This window comes from Streptomyces albiaxialis (assembly GCF_039530985.1).
GTDB lineage: Bacteria > Actinomycetota > Actinomycetes > Streptomycetales > Streptomycetaceae > Streptomyces > Streptomyces albiaxialis.
Genome location: NZ_BAAAPE010000002.1, coordinates 254,847 through 278,928, shown reverse-complemented (window position 1 = coordinate 278,928; position 24,082 = coordinate 254,847). Strand labels below are relative to the sequence as shown.

General features: G+C 73.3%; 21 protein-coding genes. 19 read left to right on the top strand and 2 right to left on the bottom strand.

Features of this window, described 5'->3' with window-relative positions:
• The first annotated feature begins 8 nt into the window (after positions 1–8).
• From ABD343_RS06280 to ABD343_RS06220, 13 genes are read left to right on the top strand one after another with little or no spacing between them, the layout of a single operon-like run.
• The gene (locus tag ABD343_RS06280) at positions 9–1,541 is read left to right on the top strand and encodes a right-handed parallel beta-helix repeat-containing protein (RefSeq protein WP_344524907.1); all 1,533 of its coding nucleotides are present in this window, start codon (positions 9–11) and stop codon (positions 1,539–1,541) included.
• Positions 1,534–2,850 carry an O-antigen ligase domain-containing protein gene (locus ABD343_RS06275; protein ID WP_425578105.1) on the top strand — a complete coding sequence of 439 codons (1,317 nt, stop codon included), beginning with the start codon at positions 1,534–1,536 and terminating at the stop codon, positions 2,848–2,850. Before ABD343_RS06280 ends, ABD343_RS06275 begins: the two co-directional genes overlap by 8 nt.
• Before the next feature lie 17 nt (positions 2,851–2,867).
• Positions 2,868–4,079, top strand: coding sequence for a glycosyltransferase (locus ABD343_RS06270; protein ID WP_344525576.1), 1,212 nt, complete (start codon positions 2,868–2,870; stop codon positions 4,077–4,079).
• Positions 4,076–5,311 carry a class I SAM-dependent methyltransferase gene (locus ABD343_RS06265; protein ID WP_344524904.1) on the top strand — a complete coding sequence of 412 codons (1,236 nt, stop codon included), beginning with the start codon at positions 4,076–4,078 and terminating at the stop codon, positions 5,309–5,311. The genes ABD343_RS06270 and ABD343_RS06265 overlap by 4 nt, the downstream gene beginning before the upstream one ends.
• Complete coding sequence (locus ABD343_RS06260; protein ID WP_344524902.1) at positions 5,308–6,102, top strand: sugar phosphate nucleotidyltransferase; 795 nt, start codon at positions 5,308–5,310, stop codon at positions 6,100–6,102. Before ABD343_RS06265 ends, ABD343_RS06260 begins: the two co-directional genes overlap by 4 nt.
• A complete protein-coding gene (locus ABD343_RS06255) occupies positions 6,099–6,746 on the top strand; it encodes a PIG-L deacetylase family protein (RefSeq protein WP_344524900.1) in 648 nt (215 codons plus the stop codon). Before ABD343_RS06260 ends, ABD343_RS06255 begins: the two co-directional genes overlap by 4 nt.
• A 3-nt stretch (positions 6,747–6,749) precedes the next feature.
• Entirely contained in the window at positions 6,750–7,775 is a 1,026-nt protein-coding gene (locus tag ABD343_RS06250; RefSeq protein ID WP_344524898.1) for an NAD-dependent epimerase/dehydratase family protein, read from the top strand.
• Positions 7,763–9,046 carry a DUF4910 domain-containing protein gene (locus ABD343_RS06245; protein ID WP_344524896.1) on the top strand — a complete coding sequence of 428 codons (1,284 nt, stop codon included), beginning with the start codon at positions 7,763–7,765 and terminating at the stop codon, positions 9,044–9,046. Before ABD343_RS06250 ends, ABD343_RS06245 begins: the two co-directional genes overlap by 13 nt.
• The gene (locus ABD343_RS06240) at positions 9,043–10,350 is read left to right on the top strand and encodes an MATE family efflux transporter (RefSeq protein ID WP_344524894.1); all 1,308 of its coding nucleotides are present in this window, start codon (positions 9,043–9,045) and stop codon (positions 10,348–10,350) included. The genes ABD343_RS06245 and ABD343_RS06240 overlap by 4 nt, the downstream gene beginning before the upstream one ends.
• A complete protein-coding gene (locus ABD343_RS06235) occupies positions 10,347–11,294 on the top strand; it encodes a glycosyltransferase family 2 protein (protein ID WP_344524892.1) in 948 nt (315 codons plus the stop codon). Before ABD343_RS06240 ends, ABD343_RS06235 begins: the two co-directional genes overlap by 4 nt.
• Complete coding sequence (locus ABD343_RS06230; protein WP_344524890.1) at positions 11,291–12,490, top strand: polysaccharide pyruvyl transferase family protein; 1,200 nt, start codon at positions 11,291–11,293, stop codon at positions 12,488–12,490. The genes ABD343_RS06235 and ABD343_RS06230 overlap by 4 nt, the downstream gene beginning before the upstream one ends.
• Positions 12,487–13,038, top strand: coding sequence for a dTDP-4-dehydrorhamnose 3,5-epimerase (gene rfbC / locus ABD343_RS06225; protein ID WP_344524888.1), 552 nt, complete (start codon positions 12,487–12,489; stop codon positions 13,036–13,038). Before ABD343_RS06230 ends, rfbC begins: the two co-directional genes overlap by 4 nt.
• A gap of 7 nt (positions 13,039–13,045) precedes the next feature.
• On the top strand, positions 13,046–14,389 hold the full coding sequence (locus ABD343_RS06220; protein WP_344524886.1) for a glutamate-1-semialdehyde 2,1-aminomutase: 1,344 nt from the start codon (positions 13,046–13,048) through the stop codon (positions 14,387–14,389).
• Between the two features lie 60 nt (positions 14,390–14,449).
• Here the strand turns inward: ABD343_RS06220 and ABD343_RS06215 are convergent, their stop codons facing one another.
• Positions 14,450–15,136, bottom strand: coding sequence for a phosphatase PAP2 family protein (locus ABD343_RS06215; RefSeq protein ID WP_344524884.1), 687 nt, complete (start codon positions 15,134–15,136; stop codon positions 14,450–14,452).
• A 294-nt stretch (positions 15,137–15,430) separates the two neighbouring features.
• Between ABD343_RS06215 and ABD343_RS06210 the strand changes: the two genes are divergently transcribed.
• The 3 genes from ABD343_RS06210 to ABD343_RS06200 all read left to right on the top strand — a co-directional run bounded on the left by ABD343_RS06210 (position 15,431) and on the right by ABD343_RS06200 (position 18,906).
• A complete protein-coding gene (locus ABD343_RS06210) occupies positions 15,431–16,720 on the top strand; it encodes a glycoside hydrolase family 18 protein (protein WP_344524882.1) in 1,290 nt (429 codons plus the stop codon).
• A gap of 171 nt (positions 16,721–16,891) precedes the next feature.
• A complete protein-coding gene (locus ABD343_RS06205) occupies positions 16,892–18,502 on the top strand; it encodes an FG-GAP repeat protein (RefSeq protein WP_344524880.1) in 1,611 nt (536 codons plus the stop codon).
• A 2-nt stretch (positions 18,503–18,504) separates the two neighbouring features.
• Positions 18,505–18,906 (top strand): dihydrofolate reductase family protein, encoded by a 402-nt coding sequence (locus ABD343_RS06200; protein WP_344524878.1) that lies wholly within the window; start codon positions 18,505–18,507, stop codon positions 18,904–18,906.
• Here the strand turns inward: ABD343_RS06200 and ABD343_RS06195 are convergent.
• Complete coding sequence (locus ABD343_RS06195) at positions 18,857–19,882, bottom strand: AfsR/SARP family transcriptional regulator (protein ID WP_344524876.1); 1,026 nt, start codon at positions 19,880–19,882, stop codon at positions 18,857–18,859. The genes ABD343_RS06200 and ABD343_RS06195 overlap by 50 nt on opposite strands.
• A 199-nt stretch (positions 19,883–20,081) precedes the next feature.
• Here ABD343_RS06195 and ABD343_RS06190 point away from each other — a divergent pair, with 199 nt between their 5' ends.
• The 3 genes from ABD343_RS06190 (at position 20,082) to ABD343_RS06180 (ending at position 24,059) form a co-directional block, all read left to right on the top strand.
• The gene (locus ABD343_RS06190; RefSeq protein ID WP_344524874.1) at positions 20,082–21,518 is read left to right on the top strand and encodes an RICIN domain-containing protein; all 1,437 of its coding nucleotides are present in this window, start codon (positions 20,082–20,084) and stop codon (positions 21,516–21,518) included.
• Positions 21,519–21,798: 280 nt separating this feature from the next.
• Positions 21,799–22,380: an alpha/beta hydrolase family protein gene (locus ABD343_RS06185; protein WP_344525574.1), complete on the top strand. Its 582-nt coding sequence runs from the start codon at positions 21,799–21,801 to the stop codon at positions 22,378–22,380.
• 53 nt (positions 22,381–22,433) lie between these two features.
• Positions 22,434–24,059, top strand: coding sequence for a glycosyl hydrolase (locus ABD343_RS06180; RefSeq protein WP_344524872.1), 1,626 nt, complete (start codon positions 22,434–22,436; stop codon positions 24,057–24,059).
• Positions 24,060–24,082: the final 23 nt, after the last annotated feature.

The following is a 24,082-nucleotide window of genomic DNA, read 5'->3' as shown; positions in this document are numbered from 1 at the left end:
GAGGACGTGTGGGGATCAAGTGGCGGAACCGGGCGTCGCCGGTGGTGGTGCCGGTGCTGGCCCTGCTGGTGGTGACCGGCTGCGTGAGCACGCCGGACACCCCGGCGGAGCCGGACGCCGGGCCCTCCACGTCCGCGGCCCGGCCCCCGGCCCGGGTGTGCGCCAAGCCCGCGGCCGGACCGGGGAAGGCGCCGTCCGGCGCGGTGACCGTGGACCCCGGGAAGGTCGGCGACCTGGCCGCGAAGACGAAGAAGAGCCCGGCGGGCACGACGTTCTGGCTCCGCCCGGGCAAGCACAGGCTCGACCCGGACCGGCACGCCCAGGTCGTCCCCAAGAAGGGGAACACGTACCTCGGCGCGCCGGGCGCGGTGCTCGACGGCCGGAAGAAGAACCAGTACGCGTTCGGCGGCGGCGCCCGCGACGTCACCATCCGCCATCTGACGGTGCAGCGGTTCGTCGCCCCGCACGACGAGGGTGTGGTCAACCACGACTCCGCCGACGGATGGGTGATCGAGCACGCGAGGATCCAGCGGAACTCCGGCGCCGGGCTGATGGCCGGTGCCCGGCAGCGGGTCCGCGCGAGCTGCCTGCGCGACAACGGGCAGTACGGCATGAACGCGTACAAGGGCGACGGCCCGCTCACCGACCTGGTCGTCACCGGCAACGAGATCACCGGCAACAACACCGGCGACTGGGAGCGGAAGCGGAAGGGCTGCGGCTGCACCGGAGGCATCAAGTTCTGGGCCGTCGACGGGGCCGACGTACGCGGCAACTGGGTGCACGACAACCGCGGAACGGGCCTGTGGGCGGACACCAACAACAACGACTTCCGCATCGAGGACAACGTCCTGGAGGCCAACGACGGCGCCGCGCTGATCTACGAGACCAGCTACAACGCGGTCATCCGGAAGAACACGATCCGGCGGAACAACTGGGTCGAGGGCCGCAGATACGCCGACCGCGACGACCCCTTCCCGCTCGCCACCGTCTACCTCTCCGAATCCGGCGGCGAACCCCGCGTCAAGGCCCGCACGGACAAGATCGAGGTCTCCCGGAACCTCCTGGAGAACAACTGGAACGGCATCACCCTGTGGGAGAACGCCGACCGGTTCTGCAACAGCCCGGCCAACACCTCCTCCGGCGACTGCACGCTGCTGGTGGACAAGACCGACCGCTGCTCCCGGCCGGGCATCGCCGAGCGGCCGCTCTACGCCGACTGCCGGTGGAAGACCCAGCGCGTCTCCATCCACGACAACCGCTTCGTGCTCGACAAGTCCGTCCTCAAGTGCGACGTGAAGTGCGACCGGATGGCGGTGCTGGCCAACTACGGCACCTACCCCAAGTGGTCGCCGTACAAGGGCGAACGCGTCGCCGAGGCGATCACCCGCAAGCAGCACAACCGCTGGCGCGACAACGCCTACGTCGGGCCGTGGAAGTTCGTCGCCCACGACCCGAGCCGCGTCCTCGACTTCGGACAGTGGCAGGGCGCCCCGTACGAGCAGGACGCGGGCAGCACCTTCGAGCCGCGGGACGGTGAGTGAGGTGGGCGGGAACACACCGAGGACCGTCGGGGTGGTCTGGGGGCTGCTGGTCCTCAACACGCTCGGCTCCGCCGGGGCCGAGACCCTCGTGCCGCTGCCCCGGTCCCTCATCCAACTGGTCACCATGGGCGCGCTCGTCGCCGCGTTCGCACTGGCCCTCGTACTCAACCTCCGGCTGCGCATCCGCCCCAGCGCCTACGTGCTGCTGCTCACCCTGCTGCTGGTGCCGAGCGTCCTGTCCAGCCTGCAACTGGAGTCCGGGCTCGGGGCGCTGTTCCGCTGCGGCCGGTTCGCGCTCTTCGTCGCCACGCTGTGGCTGCTCAGCCGCTGGTGGGACGGGAGCGAGACGTTCGTCCGGCACCACATCCGGATGTACTTCGCGGTACTCGGCTCCGTCGCCGCCGGTGCGCTCCTCTCGCCGGGCGCGGCCATGCCCGAGCTGTACGGCGGGCGGCTCGTCGGCGCGCTGTGGCCGCTCACCCCGCCGCAGATCGGCCAGTACGCCGCGGTGATCATCGGGCTCACCGTGCTGCTCGTCCTGGGCCGCAGGACCGACAGGATGAGCGCGGCGGTCATCATCGTGCCCTCGCTCGTCCTGCTCGCGCTGACCCACACCCGGACGGCCACGATCGGCTTGCTCCTCGGGCTGACGTTGGCGATCGGCTCCCTCGTCCTCACCAGCGCCGCGGCGCGCCGGTTCTTCACCTGGACCGTGGTGGTCGCCGTGGTGGCCGGGGTCGGGTTCGCCGCCGCGCTGCGCGCGTGGTTCTTCCGCGGGCAGAGCCAGGAGTACCTCACCAGCCTCACCGGCCGGGCCAAGGTCTGGGACGCCCTGCTCGCGGCTCCCCGCTCGACCGCGGAGAAGGCCTTCGGGGTGGGCCTGGGCGACAAGTCCTTCGGCGGACTGCCGATCGACAACAGTTGGCTGGCCGTCTACCACGAACAGGGCCTGACGGGCGTCGTCCTCGTCGCCACGATCATCATCGTGCTGGGCGGCGTCGCCCTGCTGCGGCCGCCCTCGCTGGCGAGGGCCTGCGCGATCTTCCTGATCAGCTACTGCGCCATCGCCTCGTACACCGAGGCCGGGCTGGGCGACGCCTCGCCGTACCTGCTGCACCTGGCCGTCGCCGCCTCGCTGCTGGCGACACCGGCGGAGGGCACGGCACTCGACAAGGAGCCCGGCACACCCCTCGGCACGGCCCTCGACGAGCCCCTCGCCCCGCCCGCGGCCCCGGCGGCGCCCGCCGCGGCGGCCGGGCCCCGCCGCCGACGCGTCCCGCGATGGGCCAGAGACCGGGAGGTGACCTGAGCATGAGCGACCCGGGCATGCACGTCCTCGTGGTGCACAACCGCTACAACTCGGCGCAGCCCAGCGGCGAGAACAACGTCGTCGACCAGGAGGTCGCGCTGCTGCGCGCGGCCGGACACCGGGTCGAGCTCTTCGAGCGGCGCAGCGACGACATCGCGGCGCGCTCCCTGCCGGGCAAGGCCGCGCTGCCGTTGCTGGTGCCGTGGAACCCGGCCGTGCGCAAGGAGCTGGCCGCCCGGCTCCGCGCCTCGCGCCCCGACGTGGTGCACGTCCACAACGTCTTCCCGCTCCTGTCGCCCGCGGTGCTCGCCGCCTGCGCCGACGCCGGGGTGCCCGCCGTCGCCACGCTGCACAACTACACCCAGGTCTGCCCGCCCGGCACGCTCCAGCGGGACGGCAGGCCGTGCGCCGAGTGCGTCGGGACGACCGTGCCGCTGCCCGCCGTACGGCACGGCTGCTACCGCGGCTCCCGGCTGGCGACGGTCCCGCTCGCGGTCAGCCTCACGGCCAACCGGCGGCGGTGGTGGACCGGCGTGGACCGGTTCTTCTGCATCTCCGCGGCGCAGCGCGACGTCCTCGTGCGCTCCGGCATGCCCGCCGAACGGCTCGCGGTGAAGCACAACTTCGTCCCGGAGCCCGACGTCCGGCGGACGGGCCCCGGCGAGCACCTGCTCTACCTCGGCCGCCTCGCCGAGGCCAAGGGCGTGCGGCTCCTCATGGCCGCGTGGGACCAGCTCGCCGCGGACGGCGGCGTGGACGTGCCGCTCGTCCTCGCGGGCGCCGGGCCGCTGGAGGGGGAGGTGGCCGCCTGGGCGGCGGGCCGGGACGACGTGCGGTACGCGGGCCTGTACGACCCGGCGGAGTGCCGGCGCGCGCTCGCGCGGTCGGTCGCCGTGGTGGCGCCCTCGACGTGGCTGGAGGCGTTCGGCCTGGTCGTCGTGGAGGCGATGGCGGCCGGGGTCCCGGCCGTCGCCGCCGGGCACGGCGCCTTCGCCGAGCTGGTCGAGGACGGGGTGACCGGGCTGCTGCACCGGCCGGGCGAGACCGCCTCGCTCGCCTCGTGCCTGCGCCGGATCACGGCCGGACCGGACCGCAACCGGGAGATGGGGAGGGCGGCCCGGCGCCGTTACGAGCAGGGCTTCAGCCCGGAGGTCGGGCTGGAGCGCCTGGTGGAGGGGTACCGGGCCGCGATCGCGGGCCGGACCGGAATAGTGGGGGGCAGTTCATGACACGATGCCGACTCTGCGGCTCGGAGGCGATGGCGAGCGTCGTCGACCTCGGGGCCACACCGCCGTGCGAGAGCTTCCTCGCCGCGGACCAGCTCGACCGGCCGGAGCCCGCGTACCCGCTGCATCTGCGGGTCTGCACGGAGTGCTGGCTGGCGCAGATACCTCCGCTGATCACGCCGGAGGAGACATTCAAGGAGTACGCGTACTTCTCCTCGTACTCCTCCTCGTGGGTGGAGCACGCGCGGACGTTCGTCGAGGGCGCCGTCACGCGCCTGGGCCTGGGCCCCGGCTCCTTCGTGGCCGAGGTCGCGAGCAACGACGGCTATCTGCTGAGGCACGTGGCGGACCGGGGGATCCGCTGCCTCGGCATCGAGCCGTCCGTCAACGTCGGCGCCGCGGCGCGGGACGCGGGCGTGCCCACGCTCACGGCGTTCCTGGACCCGGACACCGGCGCGGGCGTCCGCGCCGAGCACGGCCCGGCGGACCTGGTCGTGGCCAACAACGTGTACGCGCACATCCCCGACGTCGTCGGATTCACCCGGGGGCTGCGTGCCCTGGTCGCCGACGACGGCTGGGTCTCGATCGAGGTGCAGCACCTGCTGACCCTGATCGAGCAGAACCAGTACGACACGATCTACCACGAGCACTTCCAGTACTACACGGTCGCCTCCGCGATCCAGGCCCTGGCCAGCGGCGGACTCACCCTCGTGGACGTCGAGCTGCTGCCCACCCACGGCGGCTCCATCCGGCTGTGGGCCCGCCCGGACGGGGCGGCGGGGGAGCCCGGCCGCCGGGTCGCCGAGGTGCTGGACCGCGAGAAGGCCGCCGGACTCCAGGAGCTGTCCGGGTACACCGAGTTCTCCGCGCGCGTGTCCAAGGTGCGCCGGGACCTGCTCAAGTTCCTCATCGAGGCGGCCGAGCGCGGCGAGACCGTCGTCGGCTACGGCGCCCCCGGCAAGGGCAACACCCTGCTCAACCACTGCGGCATCCGGCCCGACCTGCTCCCGTACACCGTCGACCGCAACCCGTACAAGCACGGCCGGTTCACCCCCGGCACCCGCGTCCCCGTCCTGCCGCCCGAGCGGATCGCCGCCGACGAGCCGGACTACGTGCTCGTCCTCCCGTGGAACCTGCGCGACGAACTGGTCGAGCAGCTCTCCTATGTGCACGCCTGGGGAGGGCGGCTGGTCTTCCCCATCCCGGAACTGAGCATTGTCGAGGTCAAGCCATGAAGGTCGTACTGTTCTGCGGCGGCTACGGGCTGCGCATGCGCGCCGGAGCCTCCGACGACATGCCCAAGCCCATGGCGATGGTCGGCCCCCGCCCGCTGATCTGGCACGTCATGCGCTACTACGCGCACTACGGGCACACCGAGTTCATCCTCTGCCTCGGCTACGGGGCGCACCACATCAAGGACTTCTTCCTCCACTACGAGGAGACGGTCTCCAACGACTTCGTGCTGCGCAACGGGCGGACCGAGCTGCTGTCCACCGACATCGCCGACTGGACGATCACCTTCGCGCAGACCGGCGTCGAGTCGCCCATCGGGGAGCGGCTGCGCCGGGTGCGGCACCACCTGGACGGCGACGAGATGTTCCTCGCCAACTACGCCGACGTCCTCACCGACGCCCCGCTGCCCGAGATGGTCGACCAGTTCGCCCGGCGCGACGCCGGTGCCTCGATGATGGTCGTGCCGCCGCAGTCCTCGTTCCACTGCGTGGACCTGGGCGAGGACGGCCTGGTGGGAGGCATCACCGCCGTCAGCGAGCTGCCGCTGTGGGAGAACGGCGGATACTTTGTGCTCCGCCAGGAGGTCTTCGACCACATCCCCGAGAACGGGGACCTCGTCGCCGACGGCTGCGCCCAGCTCGCCAAGCGCGGACGGCTGGTGGCCCACCAGCACCGCGGCTTCTGGAAGCCGACCGACACCGTCAAGGAACGGGCCGCGCTCGACGCCGCCTACGCCCGGGGCGAGCGCCCCTGGGCCGTGTGGGAGCGGGACCGCGCCGGGGTGCGCGCGTGATCCGGCTCGGGGCCGCCCGCCTGGACCGGATCGTCGCCGTGGGCGCGCACTGCGACGACCTCGCCATCGGCGCGGGCGGCACGCTGCTCACGATGTGTCTCGCGCGCCCCGGCCTCCGCGTCGACGCGCTCGTGCTCTCCGGCGGCGGCAGCGAACGCGAGGACGAGGAGCGCGCCGCGCTCGCCGCCTTCTGCCCGGGCGCCGAACTGGGCCTGACCGTGCTCAAACTGCCGGACGGCCGGATGTCCGCGCACTGGAACGAGGCCAAGGACGCGGTCGAGGAGCTGCGCGCGGCGACCGACCCCGACCTCGTGCTGGCCCCGCGCACCGCGGACGCGCACCAGGACCACCGCGGCCTGGCCGAGCTGGTGCCCACCGCGTTCCGCGACCACCTCGTCCTCGGCTACGAGATCGTCAAGTGGGACGGCGACCTCGGCCGCATGGCCGCGTACCAGCCGCTGTCGCCGGAGATCGCCGAGCAGAAGGTGCGGCTGCTCCAGGAGCACTACCCCTCCCAGCGGCACCGGCCCTGGTACGACCGGGAGGCCTTCCTCGGGCTCGCGCGGATCCGCGGCATCGAATGCCACGCGCGCTACGCCGAGGCGTTCGACGTCACCAAACTCACTCTGAACCTGGGGGATTGAACCTTGCGCGTACTGCTGACCGGGCACCAGGGCTATCTGGGCACCGTGATGGCCCCCGTCCTCACGGCCGCCGGGCACGAGGTCGTCGGACTGGACGCCGGCCTCTTCGCCGACTGCGTGCTGGGCCCGCCGCCCGAAGACCCCGCGGGGCACCGGGTGGACCTGCGCGACGTCACGGCCGAGCACGTGACGGGGGTGGACGCCGTCATCCACCTCGCCGCGCTCTCCAACGACCCGCTGGGAGCGCTGGCACCCGAACTGACCTACGCCATCAACCACCACGCGTCCGTACGGCTCGCCCGGCTGGCCCGCGACGCCGGGGCACGGCGCTTCCTGTACGCCTCGACGTGCTCGGTCTACGGCGCCGCCGGCGGGGACGAGCTGGTGACCGAGGAGGCCCCGCTGCGCCCGGTCACCCCGTACGCGGAGTCCAAGGTGCGGGTGGAGGACGAGCTGCACGCGCTGGCCGACGGCGACTTCAGCCCGGTGTTCCTGCGCAACGCCACCGCCTTCGGCCACTCGCCCCGGCTGCGCGCCGACATCGTGCTGAACAACCTGGTCGGCCACGCCCTCCTGTCCGGCGAGGTCCTGGTCCTCTCCGACGGCACCCCCTGGCGCCCGCTGGTCCACGCCGCCGACATCGCCCGGGCCTTCACGGCCGCGCTGGACGCCCCGCGCGAGGCCGTGCACGACCGCGCGTTCAACATCGGCAGCGAGGCCAACAACGTCACGGTCGCCGAGATCGCCGGGCAGGTCGCCGAGGCCGTGCCCGGGGCGAAGGTCGTGATCACCGGGGAGACCGGCGCCGACCCGCGCTCGTACCGGGTGGACTTCTCCCGCTTCCGGGAGGCGATACCCGGCTTCGACTGCGAATGGACGGTGAAACAGGGCGCCGCCGAACTCGCCGACGCCTACCGGGAGCACGGGCTGACCAAGGAGGGCTTCGAGCGGCGCTTCACCCGCCTCGCCGTGCTGCGCGCGGCGACCGAGGCCGGATCCGTCGACGACACCCTGCGGTGGCGCCGGTGACCACGCCCGGCGAGGAGATGCACGCGCTGGTGGAGCGGATGTACCCGCTCTGCCGGAGCATCACCGGCGACGGGGTGCGTGCCACCCTGGACATCGTCGGCGAATACGTCCCGCTGCAGGTGCGGGAGGTGCCGACCGGGACGCAGGTGCTCGACTGGACCGTGCCGCAGGAGTGGAACATCCGCGACGCGTACATCGCCGACGCCTCGGGGCGCCGCGTCGTCGACTTCGCCGCGTCCAGCCTCCATGTGCTCGGCTACAGCCTGCCGGTGGCGCGGACCATGCCGCTCTCCGAGCTGCGCGCCCACCTGCACACCCTGCCGGACCACCCCTCCTGGGTGCCGTACCGCACCAGCTACTACGAACCGCGGTGGGGATTCTGCCTGGCCCAGGAGACCCTGGACGCGCTGCCGGAAGGCGAGTACGAGGTCCGTATCGACTCCGCACTCACCGACGGCCACCTCACCTACGCCGAGCACGTGGTGCCCGGCCGGGTGCCCGACGAGGTGCTCGTCTCCTGCCACGTCTGCCACCCGTCGCTGGCCAACGACAACCTGGCCGGGATCGCCGTGGCCACGTTCCTGGCCAGAGAGCTGGCCGGGCGCGAGCCGTACTACACCTACCGGTTCCTCTACGCGCCCGGCACCATCGGCGCGATCACCTGGCTGGCCCGGAACGCGGAGCGGACCGGGAGCGTCGCGCACGGGCTGGTGCTGGCCTGCGCGGGGGACCGGGGGCAGTTGACGTACAAGCGGAGCAGGCGCGGCGACGCCGGGATCGACCGGGCGATGCGGCATGTGCTCACCGCCTCCGGACGGCCGCACCGCATCACCGAGTTCACCCCGTACGGCTACGACGAGCGGCAGTTCTGCTCGCCCGGGTTCGACCTCGGCGTGGGCTCGCTCAGCCGGACCCCGTACGCCGGATATCCCGAATACCACACCTCGGCCGACGACCTGGACTTCGTCACCCCGGAGGCGATGGAGGACACCCTCGCCGTGTGCCGCGAGGCGTTCGGCGTGCTGGAGCGCGACCGGCGGTACGTCAACCTCAGCCCGTACGGCGAACCGCAGTTGGGGCGGCGCGGGCTGTACGACTCGCTCGGCGGGCGCAGCGACGCGAAGCAGGCCCAGATGGCGATGCTCTGGGTGCTCAGCCTCTCCGACGGCGAGCACGGCCTGCTGGACGTCGCCGAGCGGTCCGGGCTGCCGTTCGAGGCAGTCGCCGCCGCGGCCGACGCCCTGCACGGCGCCGGACTGATCAAGGCGTGACGCCCGTGACCACCGAGGAGGAGACGACGACCCCCGCCGGGCACGCGCGCCCCGGCGCCAAGCGGGCCATCGCCGGACGGCTCTCCTGGGGACTGGCCGACCAGGCCGTCTGCAGCCTGAACAACTTCGCGGTGGGGATCTACGTGGCCCGCTCGCTCGGACTGGGCGCGTTCGGCGCGTTCAGCCTGGCCTGGGTGACCTACGGCGTGGTGCTCAACGTCTCCCGCGGGCTGTCCACCGACCCGCTGATGGTCCGCTTCAGCGGCGTGCCCGCCGCGAACTGGCGCGCGGCGGTGGCCCGCTCCTCGGGCACCGCGCTCGTCGTCGGCACCGCCCTCGGCGCGGTGTGCCTGGCGACCGGGCTGGGGATCGGCGGGCGTGTGGGCTCCGCCTTCGCCTGCCTCGGTGCCGTCCTGCCCGCGCTGCTGCTCCAGGACGCCTGGCGATTCGCGTTCTTCGCCGCCGGGACCGGCCGCAAGGCCTTCGTCAACGACCTGGTGTGGGCCGCCGCGCTCGTCCCGGCCATGGTGGTCGCCGCCCGCGTGGACAGCGTGGCCGCCTTCGTGCTCGCCTGGGGTACCTCCGCCGCGCTGCCCGCGGTGTACGGCTGGCTCCAGTCCGGGATCCGGCCCCGCCTCACCGGGGCGCGCGCCTGGCTGCGCGAGCACCGCGACCTCGGCTACCGCTATCTGGCCGAGAACGTCAGCAACAGCGGCGCGAGCCAGCTCCGAGCCTACGGGCTCGGCGCGATCGTCGGCGTCGGCGCCGTCGGCGTGATCCGGGGCGCCGAACTGCTCCTCGGCCCGTTCCTCGCCCTGCTGATGGGGCTCTCGCTCGTCACCGTCGCGGAGGCGGCACGGGTGCTGCGGCGGGCCCCGCACCGGCTGGGCACCTTCTGCCTCCTGCTGGGCGGCGGCCAGGCCGCCGCCGCGGTGCTCTGGGGCGCGGCCCTGCTGCTGGTCCCCGACCGGGCCGGGGAGCTGGTGCTCGGCGGCGTCTGGCACTCGGCCTCCGACCTGATCGTCCCCGTCACGCTCGGCGTCGCGGGCGCCGGGCTCGGCACCGGCGCGGCGGCCGGGCTGCGCGCGCTCGCCGCCGCCCGGCGCAGCCTGCGCTGCCAGCTCTTCGCCTCCGCCTGCTATGTCACCGGCGGGCTCGGCGGCGCCGCCGCGGCCGGTACGGCCGGATCGGCCTGGGGCGTCGCCGCCGCGACCCTCGGGGCCTCGGCCCTGTGGTGGCTGCAGTTGCGGTCCGCCCTCCGCGAGCACCACCGCACCCCCATCCCCGAAGTGAGGACGCCATGACCGCCCTTCCCCGGCTGAGCATCGGCCTGCCCGTCTACAACGGCGAGGAGTACCTGGCGGAGTCCCTCGAAGCGCTGCTGGGCCAGACCTACGAGGACTTCGAGCTGGTCATCTCCGACAACGCCTCGACCGACGGGACCCAGGACATCTGCCGCGCGTACGCCGCCCGCGACCCGCGCATCCGCTACCTGAGGCTCTCCCGGAACATCGGCGCGGCGCCGAACCACAACCACGTGTTCACCAAGTGCCGCGGCGAGCTGTTCAAGTGGGCCTCGCACGACGACCTGTACGCCCGCGACCTGCTGCGGCGCTGCGTGGACGCGCTCGACGCGCGCCCCGACGTGGTCCTCGCCCACGCCGACCAGGCCGTCATCGACGGCGACGGCAAGGTCAAGGTCCCCTACGAGTACGGGCTCGCCACCGCCTCGCCGCACGCGCCGGAGCGCTTCCGCAGCTTCCTGTTCGAGCCCGGCGGCGACGACTTCTACGGCGTGATGCGCTCCGCCATGCTGCGCAAGGTCAAGCCGCACGACAGCTACCACCACGCGGACCGCACCTTCGTCGCCGAGATCGTCCTGCACGGGCCCTTCCACCAGGTGCCGGAGCTGCTCTACTTCCGCCGTGACCACCCCACCCGCGCCGAGCGGGCCAACCCCTCCAAGCGCTCCCGGTGCGTCAACCTGGACCCGCGCCGCGCGGGCCCGCTGCACCCGACGCCCCGGCTGCTCGCCGAGTACGTGTGGGGCTTCGCCGCGGCGATCCGCCGGGCACCCCTGTCCCCGGCCGACCGCCGCGCCTGCTTCCGCCACCTCGCCGCGTGGCTGACCAGCCGCACCCGCCCCGGCGCCGGGGAGCGGGTCGAGGACCGCGCCCCGGTCGACCCGGACCGGCACTCCGTCTCCGTCGACGCCCTCGTGGCCGGGCGCGAGGGGCGGCGGGCGTGACGCCGGTACGAGTGGGGGTGTTCGGCCTGCTCGGCTCCGGCAACCTCGGCAACGACGGCTCGCTGGAGGCCGTGCTCGGCCGCCTCCGCGAGGAGCACCCGGACGCGGCCGTGGGCGCGCTGTGCGGCGGACCCGCGACCGTATCGGCCCGCTACGGGATCCCCGCGACGCGGCTGCACTGGAACCGCGCGGAGTACCGGACCGCGTCCCGGACGGGCGCCGTCGCGGCGAAGGGGCTGGGCAAACTCGTCGACGCCTTCCGCACCGCCGCCTGGGTCCGCCGCCACGACGTGGTGATCGTCCCCGGCATGGGCGTCCTGGAGGCCACGCTTCCGCTGCGGCCGTGGGGCTTCCCGTACTCCCTGTTCCTGCTCTGCGCCTCCGGACGGCTGTTCGGCACCCGGGTCGCGCTCGTCAGCGTCGGGGCCGCCGCTATCGGCAGCCGGCCGACCCGGACCCTGGTGCGCTGGTCGGCGCGGCTGGCCGCGTACCGCTCGTACCGGGACACGCTGTCGCGCGACGCGATGCGCGCGATGGGCGTGGACACCGCGCGCGACGAGGTCTACCCCGACCTCGCCTTCGCCCTGCCCGCGCCGCCGCCGGGCACCCGGGACGGGACGGTCTGCGTCGGCGTCATGGACTTCCACGGCAGCGACGACGACCGCGCCCGCGCCGACGGGATCCACCGCCGCTACCTCGACGGGACGACCCGCTTCGTCCGCGCACTCGCCGAGGACGGCAGGCCCGTCCGGCTGCTCACCGGCGACGCGTGCGACGCGCCGGTGGCCGCCGCGATCCGTGACGCGGCGGGCTCGCCGCTGGTCACCGTCGCCGGGGCGGACTCGCTGGCCGGCCTGATGCGGGAGGCCGCCGCCGCGGACGCCGTGGTCGCGACCCGCTACCACAACCTCGTCTGCGCGCTGCGGGCCGGAACCCCGACGCTCGCGCTCAGCTACGCCGCCAAGAGCGACGCGCTCATGGACCGCATGGGGCTCGGCGCGTACTGCCACCCCGCCCGCGAGGCCGACGCCGACCGGCTGCTGGAGCAGTTCCGGGAGCTGGAGAAGCACGCGCCGGAACTGCGGCGGGCCCTCGCCCAGGCGAACGAGACCGCGGCGCGGCAGCTCGACGACCAGTTCACCGCCTTGACCACGGCCCTCTTCCCCGCCGCCCCCGCCCGTCAGGAGAACCCATGAAGGCGACCGAAGTCACCCGGATCCACGGGGCGTTCCTCTTCGAGCCGACCCCGTACGCCGACGCGCGCGGCTTCTTCTGCCGCACCTTCGACGCCGACGTGATCCGCTCGGTGGGCCTCGACCCGCACGCCTTCGTCCAGGACAGCGTCTCCCGCTCGGTCCGCGGCGTCCTGCGCGGCCTGCACCTGCGCTCCGGCCGGGGCGAGGCCAAGCTCGTGCGGTGCTCGTACGGCCGGATCTTCGACGTCGTCGTGGACCTGCGGCCGGACTCGCCGACGTACCGGAACGTGGCCACCTTCGAGCTGACCGGCGAGACGCAGACGACGCTCTACATCCCGGCGGGGTGCGCGCACGGCTTCCAGGCGCTGACCGGCACGGCCGACACCTCGTACCGGATCGACCGGCCGCACGACCCTGCCGAGGACGTGACGATCGCCTACGACGACCCGGAGCTGGCCATTCCCTGGCCGCTCCCGGCCACGTCGATGTCCCAGCGGGACCGCGAGGCACCCGGCCTCGCCTCGGTCCTCAAGCACATGGAGAGGTGAGACCGGCGTGGAGACCGAACACACCGAGGACCGCGAGGAGTTCGCGCTGCCCAGGTCGCGGCGGGCGAACGAGCGGCTGCACGCCATGATCCCCGGCGGCGCGCACACCTACGCCAAGGGCGACGACCAGTACCCCGAGAACCTGGCCCCCGTCATCAGCCACGGGCGCGGCGCCCACGTGTGGGACATCGACGGCAACCGCTACATCGAGTACGGCTCGGGGCTGCGGTCCGTCAGCCTCGGCCACGTCCACCCGCGCGTGACGGAGGCGGTGCGGCGGGAACTCGACCGCGGCGGCAACTTCGTCCGGCCCTCCATCGTCGAGGCCGAGGCCGCCGAACGCTTCCTGGCCACGGTGCCGACCGCCGAGATGGTGAAGTTCGCCAAGAACGGCTCCGACGCCACCACCGCGGCCGTGCGTCTCGCCCGCGCCGCCACCGGCCGCGCGCGCGTGGCCCTCTGCGCCGACCACCCGTTCTTCTCCGTCGACGACTGGTTCATCGGCACCACGCCGATGAACGCGGGCATCCCGGCGGCCACCGCCGAGCTGACGGTCACGTTCCCGTACGGGGACCTGGCCGCCACGGAGGAGCTGCTCGCCCGGTACCCCGACGAGATCGCCTGCCTGATCCTCGAACCCGCCTCCCACACCGAGCCCCCGCCCGGATACCTCGCCGGGCTGCGCGAACTCGCCGACCGGCACGGCTGCGTCCTCGTCTTCGACGAGATGATCACCGGCTTCCGCTGGTCGGAGGCGGGCGCCCAGGGCCTGTACGGCGTCGTCCCCGACCTCTCCACGTTCGGCAAGGCGCTGGGCAACGGCTTCGCCGTCTCGGCGCTGGCCGGGCGCCGCGCGCTGATGGAACGGGGCGGCCTGCGCCACTCCGGCGAGCGGGTGTTCCTGCTGTCCACCACGCACGGCGCGGAGACGCACGCCCTGGCCGCCGCGACGGCTGTCCTCACCACCTACACCGAGGAGGGCGTCACCGCGCGGCTGCACGCCCTCGGCGAGCGGCTGGCCGCCGGTGTCCGCGAGGCCGCGGCGGGCATGGGCGTCGGCGACCATGTCGTCGTACGGGGACGGGCCAGCAACCTCGTCTTCGCCACCCTCGACGAGCACGGCCGCCCCTCGCAGCGGTACCGCACCCTCTTCCTGCGCAGGCTCCTCGCGGGCGGGGTGCTGGCCCCGTCGTTCGTGGTGAGCGACGCCCTCGACGACGCCGACATCGACCGCACCGTCGAGGTCGTCGCGCAGGCCTGCGCCGTGTACCGGAAGGCGCTGGACGCCGGGGACCCCGGCCCCTGGACGGGCGGGCGCCCGGTGAAGCCCGTCTTCCGCCGCCTGGCGTGACGCAGCCCGGCCTGACGTGACAGCCCGGTCTGGCGTGACGCAGCCCGGCCTGGCGTGGCGTCAGCGGCGGTCCGGCAGGCCCGTATCCGGCACCCGGGCCGCCGTCCGCCGTCCCGCCGTACGGTCGAGCAGCCAGGCGGTCGGCGGGACCACCGCCAGCGCGGTGCACCAGCCGCCGAGGACGTCGGTCGGGTAGTGCGCGCCCAGGGCGACCTGCGCCCAGCCCATCGCGGCACCGGCGGCCAGCGCCGCGCCGAGCACGAGTGACAGCCCGGCCGCCCTGCCGAGGCCGGACCGTCCCGCCGCGAGCAGCCCGGCCACGAGGGCGAGCGCGGTGACGAAGGCGGTGTGCCCGCTCGGGTAGGACAGGTGGCCGCCGTGGATGGTGCGCCCCACCAGATGCTTGAGCAGCGTCGCCGCCGCCACTGCCAGGCCCGCGCCGAGGACGAGGAGGACCGCCGCGGGCAGGCGGCGCAGCAGCAGGCAGCAGGCGACGGCGGCCAGGACCAGCGCCGCCGCTCCGGCGGGCTCGCCCAGGAAGTCGACGGCCAGGGCGGCGTACCGCCAGGGCGGCCGGACGCTGTCGTCCGTCGGGTCGACGAACCACCTGTCCACCGTGCCGTGTTCGCCATGGTCCGCGTACAGCGCCCCGAGCCCGGCGACCACCAGCGCGGCGAGGGCCGCGACCAGCGCGAGCGAGGCGCGCAGCGCGGAGGGCAGCAGCGCCGGATGTGCCGGGCGGTCCAACGCGAGCCCCCTCGTCGTGTCCGGCCCGCCGTCCTGCGACCGCGGGCATCGGAACCGGCCTTCGACCGTCACCCTAGCCAACGACCGGGCCGCGGCCCGCGGCATCGAAGAGAACCGGCCGCGGGACGGGCCGCCGAACCGGCCGGTGAACTGAACCGATCGGCGGGCGGGGCCGTTTCTGGATGCGGTGCCGCAACCGGGGTTGGTCCGAACCATGAGCGGACCGGCCCGGTCCCCTTCCGCTTCCCAGGGGGACGACGGGCGGCAATCCCCGCACCCCTACCAGAGGTGACCATGCTCGGATCGGACAGAAGACAAGGTTTCTCCCCCTCCAGAGGCCCACGGCGCCGCCGCCTCCTCGCCTTCACGGGCGCGCTGGCCGCGGCGGCGGTGGCCGCGACCCTGCTCGTGGTCAACACCACCGGCGGAAGCGGCGAGCGCGACGAGCGCGCGCGACTGGCCGCCGCCGGGAACGAGTCGGCCACGGGCAAGACCGTCGGCTACTTCACCAACTGGGGCGTCTACCAGCGCAATTACCACGTCAAGGACATCGAGACGTCCGGCTCCGCCGACAAGCTCACGCACATCAACTACGCCTTCGGCAACGTCCAGGGCGGCAAGTGCGCCGTCGGCGACAGCTACGCCGACTACGAGAAGGCCTACAAGGCCGAGCAGAGCGTCGACGGCAAGGCCGACAACTGGGAACAGCCCCTGCGCGGCAACTTCAACCAGTTGCTCAAGCTCAAGAAGAAGCACCCGGACCTGAAGATCCTCTGGTCGTTCGGCGGCTGGACCTGGTCCGGCGGCTTCGGCGAGGCCGCCAAGAACCCCGAGGCCTTCGCCGAGTCCTGCTACAACCTCGTCAACGACGAGCGGTGGAAGGGCCTCTTCGACGGCATCGACATCGACTGGGAATACCCCAACGCCTGCGGCCTGAGCTGCGACAAGAGCGGGCCCGACGCCTTCACGAAGGTGATGAAGGCGATGCGCGGCAAGTTCGGCGACAAGCTGGTCACCGCCGCCGTCAGCGCCGACGCCACCAAGGACGGCAAGATGCGCGCCTCGGGCTACTACAAGGACGCGGCGCAGTACGTCAACTGGTACCTGCCGATGACGTACGACTACTTCGGCGCCTTCGACAGAGAGGGCCCGACGGCGCCGCACTCGCCGCTGGAGGACTACGCGGGCATCCCCAAGAAGCTCTTCGACACCAAGTCGACCATCGCCGCGCTCCTCTTCAACGGGGTCCCGCGCGAGAAGGTGCTGATGGGGCTCGGCTTCTACGGGCGCGGCTGGACCGGCGTCACGCAGAAGGAGCCCGGCGGCAAGGCGACGGGCCCGGCGCCCGGCAAGTACGAGCAGGGCATCGAGGACTACGAGCTGCTCAAGAAGCGCTGCCCCGCCAACGGCAAGGTCGCCGGCACCGCCTACGCGCACTGCGGCAACGAGTGGTGGAGCTACGACACCCCGGAGACGCTCGGCGGCAAGACCGACTGGGCGAAGAAGATGAAGCTCGGCGGCACGTTCGTATGGGAGCTGAGCGGTGACACCCCGGAGGGAGAGCTGATCAAGGCCATCAAGTAGGAGGGGAGACGCACGGAGACAGGGGCCCCGCGGCCGTGTACCGCGGGGCCCTTGGCCGTGCGAGAACCGGAGGAGAACGTTCGGACCCACGTTCGCCTCGTGGCTGGCACACTGGCCCATTCCGCCTCCATGACCTCACCCAGCACAGAGACCGGCATTGGGAGAAGCGCCGTGCAAGACCCCCGCGACGCCCGCGACCCCGACCCCCGCGACCCTCGCGATCCCCGCGAGGTGACAGAACCCTCCCCGGGAGGAGCGGCCTCCCGGCGGCGCCTCGGACTCGTGGCGGTGGCCCTGGCGGTCGTCGTGATCGCCGCCGTCCCCCTGCTCTGGTCGTCGGTCGGCGGCGACGGCGCCGGGAGCGGGCCGGAGCGGCGCCCCGGAGCGCTGACGGGCCCCGCGGGCACGGCGCCCGCCGCGGACTTCGACAACGACGGCGCGCAGGACGTCCACACCACGGGCGAGACCGGCGTCGACGCCGTCTTCGTGGCCTACGGCGCACGCGAGAAGGACGAGCGGCGCCGCGTACGCCTGGACCTCGACAGCCCCGGCGTCCCCGGTGAGGAGGGCAAGGGCGTGTCGTTCGGCGAACGGACGGCGGCCCGCGACTTCGACGGCGACAGCTACACGGACCTCGCGGCCTCCGTGGAGGGCGAGGGCGGCAAGGGCGGCCTGCCCGAGGACGCGGACGGCGGCCTGGTCGTCCTGTGGGGCTCCCCGAAGGGCCTCACCAGTGGCGCGTTCATCGAGGACATGCCGGACGACTACCTCCACACCCCGCTCGGACACGACCCCCTCGTCGCGGGCGACATGGACGGCGACGGGCACAGCGACCTCGTCGTACGCGTCGGCAGCGAACACGGCCTGGTCAAGGGCCCGTTCCGGCGCGACGGCAGCATCGGGGGCACGGCCGAGGTCCCCTCGCCCTTCCCCGGCACCGACAGCGACGACGACATCGTCACCTCCTTCGCCGCCGACCTGGACGGCGACGGCAGCGACGACCTGGTCACCTCCCACACGACGGAGGACGACGGGATGGGCAACGGCAAGGTCAGGACCGGCTGGATGCCGGGCGGCGCCGACGGCCTCGGCGCGCCCGAGACGGGACTGCTGCCCGGCATCGAAACCGCCACCACGGGCGACGTCGACAAGGACGGCTACACGGACGTCGTCCTGCGCCGCTACCCGAAGGGCTCCTCGCCCGACTCGGCCGCGTCCGGTCCCGTCGAGGTCTTCCCCGGCTCCGACAAGGGCCCCGACCCCTCCCGGCGCACCGAACTCGACCAGGACTCCCCGGGGGTGCCCGGCCACAAGGAGGAGCACAGCCAGTTCGGCTCCGCGCTCGACGCGGGCGACGCGGACGGCGACGGCTACGCGGACATCGCGGCCGCCGCCCCCGCGAGGGAGGCGGAGAAGGGCAAGGACGACAAGAGCACCAACGCCGTCACGGTGCTGCACGGCGGGCCCGAGGGGCTCACGGGCAAGGGCGCGGACACCGTCGGGGAGCCCGCCTCGTCCGAGAAGGAGGGCAGGGAGAACGACGAGACCACCACCGGTACCCGCTTCGGCTCCGCCTTCCGCCTGGGCGACACCGACGGTGACGGCCACGCGGACCTGACCGTCGGAGCGCCGCGCACGGGCGGCTTCGACGGCGCGCTGTGGACCTTCCCCGCGCGGGGTGGCGGGTGGCCGCAGGACCTGGCCCGCGTACACCGGCCACGCGACTTCGGGGACGCCGGGAAGGCCGCGGACGACGAGACGCTCGGCGCGCAGGTGCGCTAGGCGTGGCTGCTGGGCAGGAGCTGCCCCGCCTGCCCGCCGCAGGCTGCGGGGAACTGCCCGACAAGCCACAACGACGGCCGCAGTCTGTGACCACCGTACGGGGCCAGTCCCTGAGCAGCCCGGAGACAAGGGCGGCCGGGATCCGCCGCGTCACGGCCGTCACCGGGCCGGAGACGGTGGTGCTGGGCAGTGGCGGACCGCTGGAGACCCTGCGGGAGCACGACCTCGTGGACGAGCACCGGCTGCTGGTCTTCCCCCTCGTCCTCGGCGGCGGCAAACGGCTCTTCGCCGACGGCGGGAGCCCGCGCCACCTCACGTTGACCTCCGCCCGGAGCACGCCGTCCGGCGTCATGATCAATACATACCGCCGCTCCACGGCTGGCGAGCGTCGATCCCCGAGTTGACCGCCAGTACGCCGGGAGGGCGGACCTCGCCCTCCCGGCCGTGGGCCGCGCGGGCCTCGGCGAGCGCCGCGGGGGAGGCGTCGCGCCAGTCGGCCAGGTGGTTGCGCGCGTGGAGGAAGCCCCACAGCACGGAGTTGAGACGCCACGCCAGGTCCGCGCGGCCGGACGTCGCGGCGAGGTGCGTGGCGGCGACGAGGTTGGCGCGCTCGGTCTCGCACCACTCGTGGGCCCGGTCGCGGGCCGTGAACGCGAGGGGGACGCAGCCGGACGGCGGCGGATCCAGCCGTACCCGCCTGCGGCGGGGAGCGAGGAGCGACTGCGCCGCGTCCATGGTGTGCAGATGCCAGGAGAGCAGCCGCCCGAGCGCCGCGTCCCGCTCCCGCTCCGGCTCGTCGTCGCGGACGCGCTCGGCGGCGTAGAGGCGCAGCAGGTCGTGCAGGGCGTAGCGGCCGGGCAGATCCTCGATGAGGAGGTGCGCGTCGGCCAGTTCGCAGAGCAGCGCGCGGGTCTCCCTCCCGGGGAGCCCGGCGAGGGCCGCCGCCGCGTGCGCGGAGATGTCCGGCCCCGTGGCCGGCCCCAGGAGCCGGAACAGTCGCGCAGCCGGGGCGGTCAACGCCCGGTACGACCAGGAGAAGACGGCCCTGACGTCGGTGCTCAGATCGCTGCTCGCGAAGGCGTCGAGGCTGTCGTGGCTGTGGCGCAGCTCGTCGGCGATCGCGCTGAGCGGGAAGGCGGGATGGGCCGCGGCGCAGGCGGCGCCGTCGGGGATCTGGGCCAGATAGCCGTCCGCCGCCGAGACCAGCACGCGCGGCGACCCGGCGGCATCGGACCCGGCCCGCAGCACCTTCCGTAATCGTGAGACGTACGTCCGCAGCACCGGGACGGCCCCCGACGGCGGCTCCTCGCCCCAGATGGCGTCGACCAGCTCGGCGGTGGTCACGAGCCGCCCGCGCCGGAGCAGCAGCGCCGCGAGCACGACCCGCTACTGCGGCGAACCGAGGTCCAGCTCCCGTGCGCCGTGCCACGCCCGGAGCGGTCCCAGTACGGCGAAGCGCGGAGATTCCTCTTGGCCCGTGTTCACACTGCCGGACTATACAAAGGAGTTGAACTGATCCTTCCCCGATCCCGTTGCGGTGTACGACGCCATGCGCAGACATCGTGAGAGAGGGAGGAACATGAATCGGGGTGACGATGCAGATGAGTCGACCGGGACCTCCACCCCGTTCGCCGTGATCATCTCCGGCGACGGCTCGGCGTCCATCGACGGGGAGCCGGTGCCGGTGGTCCCGGGCGAGCCGCTGGACGCCGCGGTCCTGGACACGCTGCACGGATACGCGCGCAGCCGCGACGCCGCCGTGACGGCGACCATCACCGACCCGTCCGTGGACCATGTGACGGTCGTGGAGGTCCAGCCCGACGGGTCCAGCACGATGCTGGAACAGGTCCGGGAGGAGGAGCCCCCGGCCGAGGCTCCGGCTCTCCTGCCCGAGCCCCCCTCCGGCAATGCGCCCGGCGCCGGGCTCGGAGCCGGGCTCGGCAGCGTATCCGGCGGAGGGTCCGGCGCGTCCGGCGGCGCGAGCGGCTCCGGTGGCGGGTCCGGCGGCGGTGCCGGGTCCGGCAGTGGTGCCGGGCTCGGCAGGCCGCGGATGCCGTCCCTGAGCCTCCCCGCCGTACGGGTCAGGAATCCGCTGCGGAAGAAGGGCGGGGGCGGGTCGTCGCAGTCGGACGACGAGTACGAGGGGCCCGGCCTGCTCGAACGCCCCATGGTCGTCGGCGGAGTCGCGATCGGCGTCGTGACCCTGGTCATCGGCTCGCTGGTGGCCGTGGCCAGCGCGGGCTCGGGGGACGACGGGCCGAAGAACGGCGCGGCCGACTCGACCGGCGAGAAGGGCGATCACCGTCTGAAGACGCCGAAGCCCGGCACGGTGACCCCGTCGCCCTCGGACCGGTCGTCTCCTCCGGTACGGGGCTCCTCGGACGCGGAGAAGGACCGTTCCGACAAGGACTCCGAGGACTCCAAGGGGCCCAAGGACTCCGGGGACGAGGACGGGCACGGTTCCGGCGACGAGCCGAAGCCGAAGCCGGGCGGCGACAAGCCGAAGCCGCCCCCGGACAAGGGCTCGCCGAAGTCCGTCGACGCCCTCGGTGCGGTGCTCGTCAAGAACGCGAGGTACGGCACCTGTCTGGACCTGCCGGGGCTCGGCAAGGGACAGCCGGACGGCAAGGTGCAGGACGACTACGCCTGCGACGGATCGCCCGGGGGCAACCAGACCTGGGCCGTGAAGAAGAGCGCCGAGGCCAAGGGCAAGGGAGGCAGGAACCTCTACACGATCCGCAACGTCAAGGACGGCCTCTGCCTGGACCTGCCGTACTACGACGCGGCCCCGTCCCATACGCCGGTGACCGAGTTCCACTGCGACTCCACGAACAACGACAACCAGCTCTGGGGGCTCTACAAGCGCCCCGACGGCTCGTACTGGATCCGCAATCACAAGAGCCACGGCATGTGTCTCGACCTCGCGCGGACGAACGAGAAGGCCAAGAACGTCGATCTGCTGATCGTCCCGTGCAAGGTCCGGGACGACCACGAGTGGCAGTTCGTCAAGGGCTGACGCGGCGCCCCTCGCCGAACCGGCGGCGGCCGAGATGAACCGATCCCGGCTCCCGTCCGTGTCACCGGTGCAGAGGTGACAGAGGGGACGCCGTTCTTCGGCGGTCCCGTGCGGAGCCAGGCGCCCGGCGGTCGAGATCCGCCGGCTCCCGCCGGGCGCCCCCGTCCGCTGTCGTCGCGGAGGTCCCGACCAGGCCGGGCGACGGAAGCGGCCCCGGCCCCGTCCTCCACCGTTCCCCCGACGGTGAGGGGCGGGGCCGTCTCCATCCCCCCCCGGAACCCTGCCCCCGAGCCCTGCTCCCGTTCCCGCGGCCGCGCGCTGGGCGGTCGGGCAGGGCTACGCCGGCCCCGCCCGCGTCGCCGTCCTCGGCGGCTCCTACGGGGGCTACGTCGCGCTGGTCGCCGCCGGTTCCGCACCGGACGTCTTCGCCGCGGCCGTCGGCATCGGCGGCATCGTGCGTCCCGCGCACCATCTGCGGAGCCGCGTCGCGTGCTCCAGGGGACGGCTCGCGCACAACTGGCACCGCTTCGTGGGCGACCCGAACGATCCCGCGCAGGAGGCGGGCATGCCGGCTCGCTCGCCGGCCGGCCGCCTGGACCGGCCCCACGTGCCGCTGCTGGTGGTCCAGGGCGCCGACGTACGGGTCGCCAAGGGTGAGTCGGACCGGCTCGTCGAGGTGCTGCGCCTGCGCGGGACGGAGGTCGAGTACCTGGTCAAAGAGGGCGTGGGGCACAGCTTCGTGAACCCCGAGAGCCAGCTCGACGTCCACCACACCGTCAGGCGCTTCCTCGCGCGGCACCTCGGAGGTGAACCGTCCGCCTCGTCCGTCCGTCGTGCAGACGCAGGCTGTTACCGACCCTAGGGACGTGTTCCGTGCGCGCGAGGCCAACGGTTCCTATCCGAGCACTCAGATCATTGCGGCACTTCCGGCCGCTGCTGTTCGCCCTCCTGCTCGTGGTCGCCGGGACAGCGGCCCTCGCCTCGGGCGGGCTGCCGGGCACCTCCGGCGACCGCGAGGAGCGCGTCACCGGCGCCGCGGCCGACGGGCAGAACGGGCAGGCCGGACACACCGTCACCGTGCGGAACGAGACGGAGGAACGGGTCTGGGTGGGCGCCACCGTCAACGCCGACGGCTCGCCCTCGCTCACCGGACTGCCGGTCCTGGACCCGGGTGAGTCCGCGCCCGTCCCGATCCCCGACCGCGCGGGCGCGGGGCACTGGCGCGGCAAGCTCTTCCCCCGCCAGGGCTGCTCGGGGGAGGAGGGCAGCACCTTCCACTGCGACGTGGGGGACTGCGGGCCGTACGCCGACCGCTGCGTCACCGGCGAACAGCCGGTCAGTCTCGCCGAGTTCAACTTCGACACGAAGGACAAGCTGGCGCCCTGGTACAACGTCAGCTACGTCAACGCGGTCTCGGCACCCATCACCATCACCCCCGACGGTGTGACCCCGCCCGAGAACGGCGGGGAGTGCGCCGCGGTGGGCTGCCCCACCGACCTGCTGGCCCACTGCCCGCCGGGGAACCTGACCAAGGACGGGAAGACCGGCAAGCCGCTCGTCTGCGTCAACCCCGACAGGGACGCGAGGACCGCCTACAGCGAGGCCCTCAGCAAGGCGTGCCCGACGGCGTACGCGTGGTCCAAGCACGACACGGTGCAGGGCAACCAGGTCGTACGCCAGTGCGCCGCGTGCGAGAGCCTCACCGTCACCTTCCACGGCAAGGGCAAGGGCGCGGGGAAGCGCGAGGGCGGCGGCGGTGACGGGGGTGGCGGTGACGGCGGTGACGGCGATCGCCCCGGCGGCGGCGGTCACGGCAAGGGCCTGGCCGTCGAGCCGGGCAAGGGCGGCGCGGACGAACTGGCCGACTCCCGCGCCTCCTGGTACCACAACTGGGCCTCCTCCAGCCCGGGGATCAAGGAGCCCGGGGGAGTCGAGTACGTCCCGACGATCTGGGGCCCCGACTCGGTCACCGACGCCGAGCTGAACGCGGCGAAGAAGGAGGGCAGGAACCTCCTCGCCTTCAACGAGCCCGACCTGGAGTCCCAGGCCGACATGACTCCCGAACAGGCCCTGGACCTGTGGCCCAGGCTGGAGAAGACCGGCCTCAGGCTGGGCGCCCCCGCGGTCGCCACCGGCGCGGATCAGGCCGGGAGCTGGCTCGACCGGTTCATGAAGGGCGCGGAGAAGCGCGGCCTGCGCGTCGACTTCATCCCTGTCCACTGGTACGGCTCCGACTTCGGCCCGGGCGCCACCGGCCAGTTGACCGACTACCTCAAGCGCGTGCACGAGCGGTACGACAAGCCCGTATGGCTCACCGAGTACGGACTCATCGACTTCCCCGAGAAGGAGGGGGAGCCCCGCCGGTACCCGAGCGAGAAGGAGCAGTCCGCCTTCCTCAAGGCCTCGCTCGACGCGCTGAAGAAGCAGAAGTACGTGGAGCGTTACGCCTGGTTCGCCCTCTCGACCCGGACCAGCCCGACCGGTCTCTACACGGACGGGAGACCGAACGCGGGCGGGCGGGTCTTCCGGGACGCGGACTGACGCCCGCCGCGTGAGCTGCTTCC